This window comes from Hominiventricola aquisgranensis, assembly GCF_040096225.1.
GTDB lineage: Bacteria > Bacillota > Clostridia > Lachnospirales > Lachnospiraceae > Hominiventricola > Hominiventricola aquisgranensis.
In genome coordinates, this window is record NZ_JBBMFC010000001.1 from 107,499 (window position 1) to 124,561 (window position 17,063).

The 17,063-nt window shown below is 46.6% G+C and carries 11 protein-coding genes and 1 tRNA gene; all 12 read left to right on the forward strand.

All coding sequences use genetic code 11. From position 1 onward, the window contains the following. Positions 1 to 62: 62 nt before the first annotated feature. Positions 63 to 779 carry an MATE family efflux transporter gene (locus WMO62_RS00455; RefSeq protein ID WP_349143429.1) on the forward strand — a complete coding sequence of 239 codons (717 nt, stop codon included), beginning with the start codon at positions 63 to 65 and terminating at the stop codon, positions 777 to 779. A gap of 208 nt (positions 780 to 987) precedes the next feature. Then, on the forward strand, positions 988 to 2,352 hold the full coding sequence (locus tag WMO62_RS00460; protein ID WP_349143430.1) for an MATE family efflux transporter: 1,365 nt from the start codon (positions 988 to 990) through the stop codon (positions 2,350 to 2,352). Between the two features lie 874 nt (positions 2,353 to 3,226). Next, entirely contained in the window at positions 3,227 to 3,685 is a 459-nt protein-coding gene (locus tag WMO62_RS00465) for a phage holin family protein (protein ID WP_349143431.1), read from the forward strand. 68 nt (positions 3,686 to 3,753) lie between these two features. After that, positions 3,754 to 4,467, forward strand: a complete 714-nt coding sequence (locus WMO62_RS00470) for an N-acetylmuramoyl-L-alanine amidase (protein WP_349143432.1) — start codon at positions 3,754 to 3,756, stop codon at positions 4,465 to 4,467. Positions 4,468 to 4,846: 379 nt separating this feature from the next. Beyond that, positions 4,847 to 5,569 carry an ABC transporter ATP-binding protein gene (locus WMO62_RS00475; RefSeq protein WP_117496651.1) on the forward strand — a complete coding sequence of 241 codons (723 nt, stop codon included), beginning with the start codon at positions 4,847 to 4,849 and terminating at the stop codon, positions 5,567 to 5,569. Then, entirely contained in the window at positions 5,566 to 7,317 is a 1,752-nt protein-coding gene (locus WMO62_RS00480) for a COG1361 S-layer family protein (RefSeq protein WP_349143433.1), read from the forward strand. Before WMO62_RS00475 ends, WMO62_RS00480 begins: the two co-directional genes overlap by 4 nt. Positions 7,318 to 7,329: 12 nt before the next feature. Then, positions 7,330 to 8,682 carry an ABC transporter permease gene (locus tag WMO62_RS00485; protein WP_349143434.1) on the forward strand — a complete coding sequence of 451 codons (1,353 nt, stop codon included), beginning with the start codon at positions 7,330 to 7,332 and terminating at the stop codon, positions 8,680 to 8,682. 123 nt (positions 8,683 to 8,805) lie between these two features. Then, a complete protein-coding gene (gene pepF / locus WMO62_RS00490; RefSeq protein ID WP_349143435.1) occupies positions 8,806 to 10,605 on the forward strand; it encodes an oligoendopeptidase F in 1,800 nt (599 codons plus the stop codon). A 3-nt stretch (positions 10,606 to 10,608) separates the two neighbouring features. Then, complete coding sequence (locus WMO62_RS00495) at positions 10,609 to 11,385, forward strand: nitroreductase family protein (RefSeq protein ID WP_349143436.1); 777 nt, start codon at positions 10,609 to 10,611, stop codon at positions 11,383 to 11,385. An 88-nt stretch (positions 11,386 to 11,473) separates the two neighbouring features. Continuing rightward, positions 11,474 to 11,545 (forward strand) — tRNA-Gly (locus tag WMO62_RS00500). Between the two features lie 170 nt (positions 11,546 to 11,715). Then, the gene (locus WMO62_RS00505) at positions 11,716 to 13,170 is read left to right on the forward strand and encodes a DUF1846 domain-containing protein (protein ID WP_349143437.1); all 1,455 of its coding nucleotides are present in this window, start codon (positions 11,716 to 11,718) and stop codon (positions 13,168 to 13,170) included. 103 nt (positions 13,171 to 13,273) lie between these two features. Next, positions 13,274 to 17,032 carry a phosphoribosylformylglycinamidine synthase gene (locus WMO62_RS00510; RefSeq protein WP_349143438.1) on the forward strand — a complete coding sequence of 1,253 codons (3,759 nt, stop codon included), beginning with the start codon at positions 13,274 to 13,276 and terminating at the stop codon, positions 17,030 to 17,032. Positions 17,033 to 17,063 lie beyond the last annotated feature (31 nt).

A 17,063-nucleotide genomic window follows, 5' to 3' on the forward strand; every position in this document is an offset into this window, starting at 1 on the left:
AACTGAAAAATATATAGAAAAGAACGGTTCATTGCAGCCGTTCTTTTTATGTGGTTCTTTGTATGTGGACTGGATGGCACAAGTTTGATGAATTTCATCTTCGCAGAGAAGACTTTTCAGATCTGATGCGTACATCAGCATCTCATCTGAAGATCGGATTTACCATGGGTTTTCAGATGTCAGTGATGTGTATTGGACAGCTTTCCATGCAGAGTGCAGTCAATGCGCTGGGTTCAGTGGCAGTGGCCGGATATACGGTAGCAACTAAAGTAGACCAGGTATCTGTACTGGTCAACAATGCCATGATATCAGCTGTCTCTGCGTTTGTATCCCAGAATTATGGTGCAGGGAACAGAGAGCGGATCCGTCAGGGAGTACGTGCGGGACTGATTCAGACACAGGCATTGAATGTGCTGATGGGCGTGGGAATCCTGTTGCTGCGGGAACCTATTGTGGCATTGTTTATTGAACATCCGACAAAAGAGATCATAGTATATTCCAACGGGTATCTGAACTGGGTGGCTCCGTGCTATCTGCTTCTTGGATTTCTGGCTATCTATCGTTGTGCAGTTCAAAGCATGGGAAATACCATTGCGCCTTTTACGGCTTGTATTATTGAACTGGTCATGAGACTTGGAAGTACCATCGGACTCTGCGCAGTAGCCGGATACCTGGGTGTCTGTTTGGCGAGTCCACTGGCATGGCTGGGTGCGTGTTCACTGCTTGTGCCGGTATATTATCATATGGTAACTATTCAGAGCCATGCGCATGTTCAATAAATATGCGGTTCATGCTTGCATGACAGAGCATATTTATGAACATGTATATGGCGAGAAGCCATACATGAGCAAAAGTCGCTAGATGTCCAGGGGACATCTGCTTAGCGAGGACCGTAGTGAAACGGAGACAGCCTCGTAGAGGCGGTTTTGCGAATGTGGCTCTGAATAGTTACATCATATAACACAGGAATAGAAAGAGTGTGAAAATATGAATCAAGATTATTTGATAAAAAAGAAGCCTATGTATGCGCTGGCGTTGTTTGCGCTGCCTATGATCATCGGAAATCTGTTTCAGCAGACCTATACGATGGTGGATTCAGCCATTGTCGGCCGTTATGTGAGTGAGCAGGCACTGGCGGCGGTGGGGGCTTCTTATTCGCTGACAAATGTATTTATCTGTGTGGCCATCGGCGGCGGTATGGGGGCATCGGTAGTGGTGAGCCGTCATTTTGGTGCAAAAGCCTATGATCGTATGAAGACTGCAGTCTATACGGCACTGCTTACTTTTCTTGCCATCAGTATCCTGCTGGGAAGTGTGGGGCTGCTCTGCGGAAAATGGATCATGAATCTGTTGCAGACGCCGTCAGATGTGCTGGACCTGTCTGTGGTGTATCTGAATATTTATTTTCTGGGATTGCCATTTCTGTTTATGTACAATGTGTTGTCCGCTATGTTCAATGCCCTTGGCAAATCCCGGATTCCTCTGTATTTTCTGGTCTTTTCGTCAATCTTCAATGTTGGACTGGATATTTTTATGGTAAAGTCTCTTCATATGGGAGTTGCCGGTGTAGCCTGGGCCACGCTGATCGCGCAGGGAATCTCGGCAGTACTGTCTTTCTGCGTGCTGCTGCGGACTTTATGGGGAATGAAAGGAAATCAGGATGTTGCGCTGAAAACAGGGACGGGCAGCATCTGGAAACATATTTTCAGTATGACAGAACTTCGTACTATGACAGGCATTGCACTTCCGTCGATCCTGCAGCAGTCTACCGTGTCCATCGGTATGATGCTGGTACAATCCGTGGTCAACAGCTTTGGTTCTCAGATGCTGGCAGGTTATTCGGCTGCTATGCGTGTGGAATCCATATGTGTTGTTCCCATGTCTGCCATGGGAAATGCCATTTCTTCTTATACGGCACAGAATATCGGAGCAGAACAGAAAGACCGGGTCAGAGAGGGATATCGTGCGGTGACCATTATGGTCCTTGGCTTTGCAGCAGTGATCTGTCTGGCCCTGGAACTGTCAGGAGACAGCCTTGCTTATCTGTTCCTGGGGGCAGATGGCACGCCAGCAGCTATGCAGACAGCTGTGAGCTGCATGATGTTCATGGGCTGGTTTTACTGTCTGATTGGTTTTAAGATGACTGCAGACGGTGTGCTCAGAGGAGCTGGTGATATGAAACTCTTTACTGTAGCAAATCTGGTAAACCTTGGAATCCGTGTGATTGTAGCTGTGACCATGGCTCCAAGATGCGGTATCTTCATGGTGTGGGCGGCAGTTCCGGTAGGCTGGACTGCTAACTGGCTGATCTCCTATTGCAGGTATCGAACCGGGAAATGGGAGAAGCGGTGAAAAACCGTGAATGCCTCTCTGTTCAATAAGATTTTTACTAACCTGCCAATTAGCAACCCGCGGGCTAGATTTTGGGTAGCCACCCCTATTACGCCGCGTATGCTGCCCAAAACATCATTCAATTAGCAACCCGCGGGCTAGATTTTGGGCAGCCACTCCCAGTTTGCCGCGTTTGCTGCCCAACACTTCATCCAATTAACAACCCGCGAGCTAGATTTTGGGCAGCCGCTCCCAGTTTGCCGCGTTTGCTGCCCAACCCATCATCCAATTAGCAACCCGCGGGCTAGATTTTGGGCAGCCGCACCCACTATGCCGCGTTTGCTGCCAAATACATCATTCAATTAGCAACTCGCGGGCTAGGTTTTGGGCAGCCATCCCCACAGCACCGCGTTTGCTGCCCAACCCATCATCCAATTAGCAACCCGCGGGCTAGATTTTGGGCAGCCATCCCCACAATGCCGCGCATGCTGCCCAAAACTTCATCCAATTAGCAACCCGCGGGCTAGATTTTGGGCAGCCGCTCCCAGTTTGCCGCGTTTGCTGCCCAAAACTTCATTCAATTAGCAACCCGCGGGCTAGATTTTGGGCAGCCACCCCCCACTTCGCCGTGTTTGCTGCCCAATACTTCATCCAATTAGCAACCCGCGGACTGGATTTTGGGCAGCCATCCCCACAACGCCGCGTTTGCTGCCCAATACTTCATTTAATTCATCAAAATTTTTATTTTGTCCTACAAAAAGTCATTCATATGGCTCCGTGTCCATCGGAATCATATGAATGGCTTTTATTATGCCAAGAAAGGAGAGTACATCATATAATGGAGTACGTGGATATCTGGATAGCGTCGGGTATAAAAATGACAAGGAGAGGACATATGAATTTGAATTATATGAAAGCTTTTGTTACTACAGTTATGAGTCTGGTGGCATCGATGCTGGGAGTGTTATACATTCCTGTGCTTTTGATGGTTGCCTGCAACGTGATCGATTATGTCACAGGCATCTGGGCAGCTGGGTATCGACAGGATGGAGGTGTCAGTTCTTATTGTAGCATGTGCGGGATCATTAAAAAGGTGACCATGTGGCTATTGGTATTTGTAGGTGCTATCATTGATCAGCTTCTGGCATATGCAGCTCAGACGATAGGATATCAGCTGCCGTTTACATTTCTGGTGGCATGTGTGGTAGCAATTTGGATCATCTGCAATGAGCTGATCAGTATTCTGGAAAATATGGTCGATATTGGAATTGAATTGCCTGCATTTTTGCTTCCGTTGGTGAGAAAATTGAAAACTACGGTGGATAAGATGGGCGGAACGGACCAGGAAGAATAGTATAAATTGTGGGGGCGGCATGAGCCGCCCCTTTTGCGCCGGCACAAACCGGAAGGAAGGAGAACTATATGAAAATCAACGTGCATGCTGGACATAATCCAGCTGGAAAAGTAGCTTGCGGAGCAGTTGGACTTATCAATGAATCAATCGAGGCCAGAAGAGTAAAAGATGAGGTGATCAGTAAGCTTCGTCAGCTTGGTCATACCGTTTATGACTGTACGGTTGATAACGGTACCGGACAGGCCGATGTGCTGAAAAAGATCATTGCGAAATGCAATGCCCATGCAGTAGATCTGGATGTTTCCATTCACTTCAACTCTGGAGCGGGCGATAAAGGTGGAAACGGCAAGACCACTGGTGTGGAGTGTTATGTCTATTCTGCTGCAAGTAAGGCAAAGGCATTTGCTGAAAAGATCTGCCAGGCGATCAGCAATCTGGGATTCAAGAACCGTGGTGTGAAGATCAGTCAGAAACTGTATGTGCTTAAAAAAAGTAAAGCACCGGCACTGCTGTTGGAGTGTTGCTTTGTGGACGACAAGGACGATGTGCAGTTATACTCCTATGAGAAGATGGCGGATGCTATCGTGTATGGAATCACTGGAGAGCACGTGCAGATTGCACCGGAAACGGATAAAGCAGAGCAGGGCGAGGAAACTTCCACGGGTGACAGAAAAGCTCTGTATCGTGTCCAGGTAGGAGCTTACAGCGCCAGATACAATGCGGAAGCACAGGCGGAAAAGTTGAGAAAAGCTGGCTTTGATGCGGCTATTGTTCAGGCATAAATCGTGTTACTAAATTGTTATTAAATCTTATATTTTGACATGATTTTGCATTTTTTTCAAAAGTGAGATTTCCTATAATACTGAGAAAAATTGGCATTTGAGAAAAATGTCTATTCAGAGCCACATTCGCAAAATCGCCTCTGCGAGGCTTTTCTTTTGCTCATGATGGCTTCTCGCCATATACATATTTAAAAATATGCTCGATCATGCAAGCATGGCTCGCATATTTATTAAATATGTGCATGGCTCTGAATAGTTACAATAAAATTAAGATTAATTAAGAATTATATAGATTAATCTATGATATACTTTGTATAGGGCATGGTTCCCTTTGAACCGGAACCATGCCCTAATATTCTATAAATACAGGAGGAGAAGCGTGGAAAAGACACGGGAACCTGCGATTCAGGTGAAGAACCTCTATAAAATATTCCGGGTGGGCAATGAAAAAGTACGTGCGCTCAACGGTGTGGATCTGACTATCTACAAAGGTGAGTTCTGTGCGATTGTCGGTACATCCGGTTCTGGAAAATCTACCATGCTGAACATGCTTGCCGGGCTGGAAAAGCCGACCAAAGGCGAAGTGATCGTGGCTGGCGAGCATCTGGAAAAAATGAATGAAAATCAGCTTGTCAAGTTCCGGAGGGAACATGTGGGATTTATTTTTCAGTCCTTTAATCTGCTGGGAACCATGAATGCTATTGAAAATGTAGCATTGCCGCTGACATTCCGGGGAGTGGATAAGAAGATAAGGGAAGCCAAGGCAGTGGAGATGCTGAAGCTGGTAGGACTTCCTAAACACATGAAGCACCGGCCAAATGAGATGTCGGGAGGACAGCAGCAACGTGTGGGTGTGGCACGTGCCCTGGTATTGGATCCGGAGATCATTTTTGCGGATGAGCCCACTGGTAATCTGGATTCCAAAACATCAGCAGAGGTGCTGGGATTGATGAGAAAAGTTGTGACAGAGAAGAATCAGACAATGGTCATGGTAACCCATGACAACCATCTGGCGGGATTTGCAGACCGCATCTTTCATATCATAGATGGTAAGATCGTGAAGATCGAGGACAGAAGTGAATACAAGGAGGATGAGCAATGAATAAGTGGGGAATGAAAGGAATTGTGCTGGGACTGTGCCTGAGCATGATGGCTCCAATGGCAGTGGCTATGGTGCCGGGAATGAGTGTGGAGGCTGGAGAAACAGATGATGCAAAACTTCTTGCAAAAGCAAAAGCGGATGCGCCTAAAGAATTGGCTGATTATAAGAGATTAATAGATCCGGACAATAAATATGCCAGTAAATTAGATGAAATTATTACGAAAGCACGGGCGCAGATCGATAATATGACCACAGCCACAGGTGTTACCAACTATGTGAGCAAAGCAAAAGCACAGATGGATGCAGTAGTTAATCCCCCCAAAGATGACAAAGATGACAAAGATGACAAAGACGATAACACGACCGTTCCGGTCAATGCAGATCATTTTCTGACCGTTGGCGGCAACTGGGTGACACCGGTGGCCAATGCAGGACAACCGGTGAGCATTGTACTTCCGATCGTGAATATGGGAAAGACCAATGTAACGAAGGCTGTGGTGACTCCGGTGCTCAGTACGGACACTGCTACCTGGCCGTTTGAGATCACCCAGTCAGGATATTCTCAGACCATTGAGGATCTTCCGGGAACCGATACGGGTATGTCTGATATGGACCGCCGCCGGGAACTGACCTGGAATCTTCAGACCAGAAGCGATGTGGGAAATGGATATCAGAAGATTTCCTTTAATGTAAGATATTTTGCATCTGACGGAAGCAGTCAGACCACTACCCTGGATACGTATATTCAGACCAGCGGTACCGCAGGTGTGAGTGCAGATGGAAAAGCATCCACCCCGCGAGTGATCGTGACTGGTTTTGAGACAAATCCAGAAGTGGTACATGCAGGTGACAGCTTTATGCTGACGCTTCATCTGAAAAACACATCTACAGCTACCAGTGTCAACAATATGCTTTTTGAGTTTGATGCGGCAGTAGAGGGAAAAGATTCGGAGACAACCTATGAATCCTTCCTTCCGACTGCAGGTTCCAATACTATTTTTGTAGATAAGATGGCAAAAAATGGGACCAGAGATATTCAGATCGAGATGGAAGCCAGGTCTGATCTGGCACAGAAGCCGTATGCTATTGACGTGAATATGAGTTATGAGGATGAGCATGTGAATGCTTATACAAATAAGGCCAGTGTGTCCATTCCGGTGAAGCAGGAAGCAAGAATCGACATGAGCCAGCCAGAGGTGACACCGTCCAGCATTGATGTGGGCAGTGAAGCCAATGTGATGTTTAGTATCTACAATCTTGGAAAGACCAAGCTTTACAATGTGTCTGTGAAGACTGACAGTGAGTTCTTCTCTGGTGGAGACTGCTTTGTTGGTAACCTGGATTCTGGAGCTACCGGTTCTGTGGATATGTATCTGACCGGAGAAGCAGCGACTACTGACGATGGAACAGTAAAGCTGCAGATCACTTATGAGGATGAGACCGGGGCACCAACTACCGTTGAGAAAGAGATTTCGCTTTTTGTAACAGAACCGGTTTACGATGATGGTATGCATGATGACACCGCGATGCCTGATGGTGACACTGGAAATGGCATGGGAATCGGTGGAAAGATTGCTGTTGTGGTAGTGATTCTTATAGCAGCAGGTGTGGCAGGTGCAGTCATCGTGATGAAACGGAAAAAGAAAAAAGAGCAGCAGAATCTGGAAGACGATATTATGGATCTGGATGAAGAAGATGGAGATAATATCACATCGGATGAGACAGAAGATACAGATGATCAGGAATAGAAGGGGCAGCTTATGAAATTTTCAGATTTGCTTCGCATGAGCGGTTCCAATCTGCTCAGACGAAAGCTTCGTACAGCTCTGACGGTACTGGGAGTGGTCATAGGAACTGCGTCAATCGTGGTTATGATTTCCCTCGGTCTGGGACTTCAGAAAAGCTCCCTGGAGCAGATCGAGCAGTATGGAGGTTTGACGACCATCAATGTAAATACCTGGGGAAATTATAATTCTGATTCATCACAGGAAGAACTGAGGATCGACGATGGCGTTGTGGAGACGATCTCCAAGATTCCTCATGTGGAATTTGCTTCTCCGATACTGAGTACCTATGTGCTGCTGAAGCAGGGAGTTTACGAAGGCAGCCTGACAGTTCAGGGAATGACACAGGAAGCACTTCAGAATATGGATATGAAAGTTGGTGAAGGTACACTTCCGGAAGCAGGTGCTCCGCTTTCGTTCTTCTATGGTAATCAGGTGATCACCAATTTTTATAATTCAAAGACCAATGAAGGCTATTGGGAAAACAGTGAAGCCATAGATGTGGATCTGATGAATCAGCCGGTGTTTGTGATCTTTGATACGGATGCCTATTATCAGTCACAGAATGGTGGAAGTGGAGACGGCAGTAAGCCTACAACTCCTCCGAAGAAATACATTATTCCTACTTGCGGAATGCTGGCTGGAGGGACTGATGAATATAGTGAAAACAGCTATAGTGTTTATGCTGATATTGATGCACTGAAAGCAGAGCTGAAGAAAATCTTCAAAAATAAAGTGATCCCGGGACAGCCTACGACAAAATCCGGGAAACCTTATAAAGAACTCTATTATGAACAGGTCTATGTACGGGTTGATAAGATGGAAAATGTAACAGAAGTACAGAAGACCATACAGGAAATGGGCTATGGCGCCAACAGCAATGCGGAATGGATGGAGCAGACCCAGGAACAGATGAAGATGATCCAGCTGGTGCTTGGAGGAATCGGTGCGGTATCCTTGTTTGTTGCGGCGATCGGTATTGCAAATACCATGATGATGTCTATCTATGAACGGACGAAGGAGATCGGTATCATCAAAGTGCTGGGCTGTGATCTTGGAAATATCAGAACTATGTTTCTGCTGGAAGCTGGATTTATTGGATTTTTCGGAGGTTTGATCGGTTTGATCCTGAGTGGCATTATATCAATTGTGATCAATATGATTGCCGGATCTGCAGCAGGAGGATACTACGAAGGAATCTCTTACATTCCAATCTGGCTGGTGGTAATATCGCTGGCATTTGCGGTGCTGGTAGGCATGGTGGCAGGATTTTTCCCGGCACTTCGGGCAATGAAGCTGAGTCCGCTTGCAGCGATCCGTAATGAGTAAAAAGAAGGAGGGACATTGTGAAACCTGTTTTGAAAAGCAGATTTTACAGTGTCTTTTTTTCTATCTTGCATTGACTTCTAGGAGCTTTGCGTTAAAATAAGAAACGGTGAAAGGAAGAATACGATGGCAGATAGAGGATTGTGTACAAGAGAGGAGATCCCCGCAGAGGCAAAGTGGGCGATTGAAGATTTATATAAAAATGACGATGAATGGGAGGCGGATTTTACCCGATTGAAGGAGCACCTGCCGGAATTGTCTGCTTATGAAGGTCGGCTGGGCGAGAGTGCGCAGACCCTCCTTTCCATGCAAAGATTATGTGACAAAATGAATATGCTCGCAGAAAAAGTGTATGTTTATGCCAATCAGCGACTACATGAAAATACAGATAATGCCGTCTATCAGAATCTGGCAAGCCGCGCACAGAGTCTTCTGGTGGAGATGTCCGAGCGGACTTCTTATATTGAGCCGGAGATCATGGAGCTGCCAGAAGGAACCATTGAGAAATATTTACAGGAAAACGGTGAACTTCGGGTATATGGGCAGTATTTTGAAAATATGATCAGACAAAAGGCACATGTTCTGCCCGGAGAGATGGAAAAGCTTCTGGCATCTGCCGGTGAACTGGCAGAAAGTCCAAAAGATATTTTTTCCATGTTCAACAATGCAGATATCCGTTTTCCGAAGATCACAGGGGAAGATGGCACGGACGTGGAAGTGACCCATGGACGTTTTATTTCTCTGTTGCAGAGCAAGGATCAGAGGGTGAGAAAGGATGCATTTGAGGCATTGTACGGAGTTTATGAGAAATTCCGCAATACCCTGGCAGCAACGTATCGTGCGAACGTGAAGCAGGAAGTATTCTTTGCGAGAGCGAGAAGATATGGATCAGACCTGGAGGGGGCACTGGATGGAAGCCATATTCCGGTGTCTGTCTATGACAATCTGATCCATGTGGTGCATGAGCATCTGCCGCTGATGCATCGGTATGTGAAAATACGTAAAAAACTGCTGGGTCTTGATGAATTGCATATGTATGATCTCTATACACCCATGACAGAGAACAGTGGAGAACATTTTTCTTTTGAAGATGCAAAGGAAACAGTTCTGGAAGGGCTGGCACCCATGGGAGAAGAGTATCTGTCCCATTTGAAAGATGGATTTGAACATGGCTGGATCGATGTGTATGAGAATCAGGGAAAGAGAAGCGGAGCCTATTCCTGGGGAGCATATGGCACGCATCCATATGTGCTGCTGAATTATCAGGGGACATTAAATGATGTATTTACCCTGGCACATGAGATGGGGCATGCACTCCACTCCTGGTATTCTGACGAGACACAGCCGTATATTTATGCCGGTTACCGGATCTTTGTTGCAGAAGTAGCATCTACCTGCAATGAGGCACTGTTGATCCATCATTTGCTGAAAAAGGCCAAAGATCCGAAGACAAAAGCATATCTGATCAATTATTTTCTGGAGCAGTTCCGTACAACGCTGTATCGACAGACCATGTTTGCGGAATTTGAAAAGATCACCCACGGACTGCAGGAGGCGGGCGAAGCACTGACGGCTGAACGTCTGTGCAGCATTTATTATGATCTTAACAAAGCATATTTTGGTGAAGATATCTGTATTGACCGGCCAATTGAGATGGAATGGGCAAGGATACCCCATTTCTATACGCCATTTTATGTGTACCAGTATGCAACTGGATTTTCCGCAGCAATTGCACTTTCAGGGAAGATCCTGAGAGAAGGAGAAGCAGCAGTAGAGCAGTATAAGAAATTCCTGAAAGGAGGAAGCTCTATGTATCCGCTGGAGCTTCTCAGACTGGCAGGAGTGGATATGGAACAGAAAAAACCGGTGGAGGATGCGCTTTTAGTGTTCTCTGAATATCTGGATGAGATGGAAAGGCTGGCATAAAGCATGACATCATACGAAGCAATTTTCCGAAGAAGATCCATTCGGAAATACAAAAACGATGAAATTTCTCCGGCAATGCTGGAGAAAATTGAAAAATTCGGTGAGGATGCAATCGGCATCCGCCCGGATATTCAGGTGAAATGGAAGATTTTCCATAAGGAAGAGCATCAGTTAAAAGGTCTGTTCCGTGTGGATGCTCCTTATTATGTTGTGCTTTATTCGGAAATCTGCGAAGATTACCGGAAGAATGCGGGATGCCTTATGGAGCAGTTATCCTTGTATCTCTTTACCAAAGGCATTGGAAGCTGTTATCAGGGAGGTGCAAAGCTTAAAAAAGACCAGGAGAAAGATCTGGAGCTGGTCATGATCATGGCATTTGGGTATCCGGCAGAACCTCTGGAGCGCTCTTATGAGGATTTTCGGAGGATTGAACTGAAGAAGCTGGTAACGATCCGGGGAGCTTTTGGAAAAGTTCAGAGAAAGCTTCTGGAAGCAGCCAGACTGGCACCGTCGGCCATGAACCGTCAGCCATGGAGATTTGTGTCTTCTGAAGATCGGATCCATCTGTTTGTTAAAAAACCGGGGAAACTGGGATATCAGACCCAGCAGGATTTTAATCTGTTTGATGCAGGTGTGGCTCTGTCCCATATGCTGGTGACGGCGGAGGATCAATGGTTTGATCTGGAGTATCAGAAGCTGGACAGCATTCTGGAAAAAGAGTTTCAGAACTATGTTTATGTGGGTTCTTTGCTGATTCTCAATGACAGTGAAAAAATCTGACATAAAATCATGGATTTTATATTGACAAATCTGCCATGTTCGGGTAGAATACTGATTGTCGCTGATGCAGTGACAGAACAGGCAGTTTGCACGAGTGGCTCAGTGGTGGAGTATCGCCTTGCCAAGGCGAGGGTCGCGGGTTCGAATCCCGTCTCGTGCTCTAAAATAAAGAGGTTTCGTGTATTGCGGAATCTCTTTTTTGTTTTTACTGCCTGAAAAATGTTTCGGACAAACATTTTGTATTCTGTCATGCTTTGCATCCGTGAGTTAAATAGAAAGAAAATCCGGAGTTTTATCCGGAAATGAACAGCAGACAACAAGGAGGAGATCATGAGAAAAGGCTTTGACAATGACAAGTATCTGGCGATGCAGTCAGAACATATTCGGGAACGGATTCAGCAGTTTGACAATAAACTGTATCTGGAGTTTGGCGGCAAGCTTTATGATGATTATCATGCATCCCGCGTACTGCCGGGATTTGAGCCGGACAGTAAACTTCGTATGCTGATGCAGCTTGCAGATCAGGTGGAGATCGTTATTGTGATCAGCGCAGAAGATATTGAGAAAAATAAAGTTCGTGGAGATCTGGGTATCACTTATGATTCGGATCTGCTGCGTCTGAAGGGCATCTTTGAGTCTAAGAATCTGTACGTGGGAAGTGTCTGCATTACGCATTATGCAGGACAGTACAGCGCACAGATGTTCCAGAACCGTCTGGAAAAGATGGGCGTGAAAGTATATCGTCATTACCTGATCCCAGGGTATCCGAACAATATTCCGCTGATCGTGAGCGAGGATGGATATGGCCATAATGAATATATTGAGACAACCAAGCCGTTGGTTGTTGTAACAGCACCTGGACCGGGAAGCGGAAAGATGGCGACCTGTCTGTCCCAGCTCTACCACGAACATAAACGCGGAGTTCGTGCTGGTTATGCGAAATACGAGACTTTCCCAATCTGGAATCTGCCTCTGTCTCATCCGGTGAACCTGGCTTATGAGGCGGCAACCGCAGACCTGAACGATGTGAACATGATCGATCCGTATCATCTGGAAGCCTATGGAAAGACAACTGTCAACTACAACCGTGATGTGGAGATCTTCCCGGTATTGAAAGCAATGTTTATGGAGATCTACGGTGAGTGTCCGTACAAATCCCCTACAGATATGGGTGTGAACATGGCCGGAAACTGCATTGTGGATGATGAGGCATGCAGGGAGGCATCTGGTCAGGAGATCATCCGCCGTTACTATCAGACGCTGGTAAATATTGCCAGAGGTAAATCAAAAGAAGAGGAAGCTTATAAGATCGAGCTTCTGATGAATACAGCAGGCGTATCGGTAAAAGACCGTAAGGTAGTTCCGGCAGCTCTTAAACGTGCAGAAGAGACCGGATATACTGCAGTTGCCATGGAGCTGGATGACGGAACGATCATTACAGGCAAGACCGGGGAGTTGCTTGGAGCATGCGCAGCTTTGCTCATCAAAGCACTGAAGCATCTGGCAGGCATCGGAGAAGACGTGCTTTTGATCACTCCTAACGTGATCCGTCCGATCCAGAGACTGAAGGTAGACTACCTTGGTAGCAAGAATCCGCGTCTTCACATGGAGGAAGTGTTGATCGCTCTGTCTGCAAGTACGGAAACTAATCCACTGGCAGATCTGGCTCTGAAGCAGCTTCCGCGTCTGCGGGGCAGTCAGGTACACAGTTCCCGTATGCTCAGTGCAGCTGATGAGAAGACCTTCCAGAAGCTGGGAATCATGATGACCTCAGAGCCAAAATAAAAATAGATTTATAAGAATAAGTAATAAAATAAATTATATATATTAAATTTACTAATCTAAAAAAGTGTGGTATGATAGCTTCAAAAAGGTACGCATACATACAATGGAGGGAAATAGCATGGTAAGACGCGTCTTTGTTGAGAAGAAACAGGCATTTGCAGTAAAAGCAAAGGAACTGGAAGAAGAGATCAGAAGCTATCTGGGCATTCAGACCGTGACAGGAGTCCGCGTGCTGATTCGCTACGATGTGGAAAATATTGGTGATGAGACCTTCGAGAGAGCATGCCAGACGGTATTTTCAGAGCCGCCGGTAGATGTACTGTATCGGGAAGAGTTTGAGACTGCACCGGATGCAAGCGTCTTTGGTGTGGAGTTCCTTCCAGGACAGTTCGATCAGAGAGCAGATTCTGCTGTACAGTGTGTACAGTTCCTGAATGCTGCAGAAAAACCGGTGATCCGTACTGCAACGGTCTATGTGATCGAAGGAAATGTGACGGCAGAAGAGTTGTCTGCTATCAAATCCTTCTGCATCAACCCGGTGGATTCCAGAGAGACCGGCATGGTGAAACCAGAGACATTGGTGACTGTATTTGAAGAACCGGCAGATGTTAAGATCTTTGATGGATTCAAAGACATGACAGAAGCTGATCTGGAGGCACTTTACAAATCCCTGAATCTTGCGATGACATTCAAGGATTTCTTACATATTCAGAATTATTTTAAGAAGGAAGAGCACAGAGATCCGTCTATGACAGAGATCCGTGTGCTGGATACCTACTGGTCTGACCACTGCCGTCATACCACCTTCTCTACCGAACTTAAGGATGTAACCTTTGAGGACGGCTACTATCGTACACCGATCGAGAAGACTTATGAGCAGTATGTGGCTGATCATAAGGAGATTTTTAAGGGCCGTGATGACAAGTTCATCTGTCTGATGGATCTGGCGCTGATGGCTATGAGAAAGCTGAAAAAAGAAGGTAAACTTCAGGATCAGGAGGAATCTGATGAGATCAATGCATGCTCTATTGTGGTTCCGGTAGAGATTGATGGAGAAGTAGAAGAGTGGCTGGTCAACTTTAAAAATGAGACTCACAACCACCCGACAGAGATCGAGCCGTTCGGTGGTGCTGCTACCTGTCTTGGAGGAGCCATCAGAGATCCGTTGTCAGGACGTACGTATGTATATCAGGCAATGCGTGTGACTGGCGCTGCTGATCCAACGGTTCCGGTATCTGAGACACTGAAAGGAAAGCTTCCGCAGAAAAAACTGGTGCGTGGTGCTGCCAGCGGTTATAGTTCTTATGGTAATCAGATCGGACTTGCAACCGGCTATGTAAAAGAAATCTATCATCCGAACTACGTGGCAAAACGTATGGAGATCGGTGCTGTCATGGGTGCAGCTCCGAGAAAAGACGTGATCCGCGAGACTTCTGATCCGGGTGATATTATCATTCTGCTGGGAGGCAGAACCGGACGTGACGGCTGTGGCGGTGCAACCGGCTCTTCCAAGGTTCATACGGAGGCTTCCATCGAGACCTGTGGAGCTGAGGTTCAGAAAGGAAATGCACCAACTGAGCGCAAGATCCAGAGATTGTTCCGCCGTCCGGAAGTGACCAGACTGATCCGCAAATGTAACGACTTTGGTGCAGGCGGTGTGTCTGTTGCCATCGGTGAGCTGGCAGACGGACTGGTAGTAGATCTTGATAAAGTACCGAAGAAATACGAAGGTCTTGACGGAACTGAGCTTGCCATCTCCGAATCTCAGGAGCGTATGGCAGTGGTTGTAGACCCGAAAGACGTTGATGAATTTATGAAATATGCTTCTGAGGAGAACCTGGAGGCTGTCTGCGTGGCAGAAGTGACCGAAGATCCGAGACTGGTTCTCAAGTGGAGAGGCAAAGAGATCGTAAATATTTCCCGTGCATTCCTGGATACCAACGGTGCTCATCAGGAAACAAGCGTGGCAGTTGATATGCCGTCTGAGGACGAGCGTTATTTTGAAAGAAAAGAAGTCGGTGATATCCGTGAGAAATGGCTGGCTGTACTGAAAGATCTGAACGTATGCTCCCAGAAAGGTCTGGTTGAGATGTTCGATGGATCCATTGGAGCAGGAAGTGTACTGATGCCTTACGGTGGAAAATATCAGCTGACTGAGACCCAGGCAATGGTTGCAAAACTGCCGGTACTCAAAGGAAAGACGGATACCGTAACCATGATGAGTTATGGATTTGATCCATATCTGTCCAGCTGGTCACCGTATCACGGCGCAGTTTATGCTGTATTGGAGTCTGTGGCAAGAATCGTGGCGACCGGTGGAGATTACAGCAAGATCCGTTTTACCTTCCAGGAATACTTCCGCAGAATGACAGAAGATCCTCATCGTTGGAGTCAGCCGTTTGCAGCACTTCTTGGTGCATACAGTGCACAGCTTGGATTCGGACTGCCGTCCATCGGAGGAAAGGACAGTATGTCCGGTACATTCAATGATATTGACGTACCGCCGACTCTGGTATCCTTTGCAGTAGATATTGCAAGCTATAAACATATCATTACACCTGAGTTCAAGAAAGCAGGCAATAAGATCGTTCTGATGAAGCTTGGCCGTGACAAGTATGATCTGCCGGATTACAAGGAAGCAAGTGATCAGTATGGAAAATTCTTCGAAGATGTAAAAGCAGGCAAGATTGTGTCCGCTTATGCACTGGATGGAAATGGAATCGTTCCGGCAGTGAGCAAGATGGCATTTGGTAATAAGCTTGGTGTAAAGCTGGAGCACAACCTGGATCCGAGAGATGCATTTGCACCGGGATTTGGTTCTATTGTTGCAGAAGTTCCGGCTGGCAAAGTGGGCGAGCTGTCTATCACTTACACTGTGATCGGTGAAGTGACCGAGAAGGATTTCTCCTATGGAAATGTATCCATCAGCTTCGATGAGGCACTGACTGCATGGAAGGGCACTCTTGAGAAAGTATTCCCGACCGTGGCAGTTAAAGATACAACCAAGATTGAGACTCCGATCTACAAAGCAGACAGCATCTATGTGTGCCGTCATAAAGTGGCAAGACCGAAGGTGTTTATCCCGGTATTCCCAGGTACAAACTGCGAGTACGACAGCACAAAGGCGTTTGAGCGTGCCGGTGCAGATGTTGTGACAAAGGTATTCAAGAACTTAAGCGGAAATGATATCCGTGAATCCGTGGATGCATTTGAAAAAGCTATCAGTGATGCACAGATCATCATGTTCCCGGGTGGATTCTCCGCAGGAGATGAGCCGGATGGATCTGCAAAATTCTTCGCAACTGCTTTCCAGAATGAGAAGATCAAGGAAGCAGTAATGAAGCTTCTGAACGAGCGTGATGGACTGGCTCTTGGTATCTGTAATGGTTTCCAGGCACTGATCAAGCTTGGTCTGGTACCGGGTGGCGAGATCGTTGGACAGAACCCGGATGCACCGACTCTGACCTTCAACACCATTAACCGCCATATCTCCAAGATGGTATACACCAAGGTAGTCAGCAACAAGTCCCCGTGGCTTGCAGAAGCTGAGCTTGGCGGCGTATATGTGAACCCGGCTTCCCATGGAGAAGGACGTTTCGTGGCTCCGAAAGAATGGATCGACCGTCTCTTTGCCAATGGACAGGTGGCAACCCAGTATGTGGATCCGGAAGGAAATGCAAGCATGGATGAAGAGTGGAACGTCAATGGTTCTTATGCAGCCATTGAAGGTATCACAAGTCCGGATGGTCGTGTATTTGGTAAGATGGCACACTCCGAACGTCGTGACACCGCGGTTGCCATGAACATCTACGGTGAGCAGGACCTGAAGATCTTCGAGTCTGGTGTGAAATATTTCAAATAATAGAAAAACTTGCACAATAGTTTTACCTATG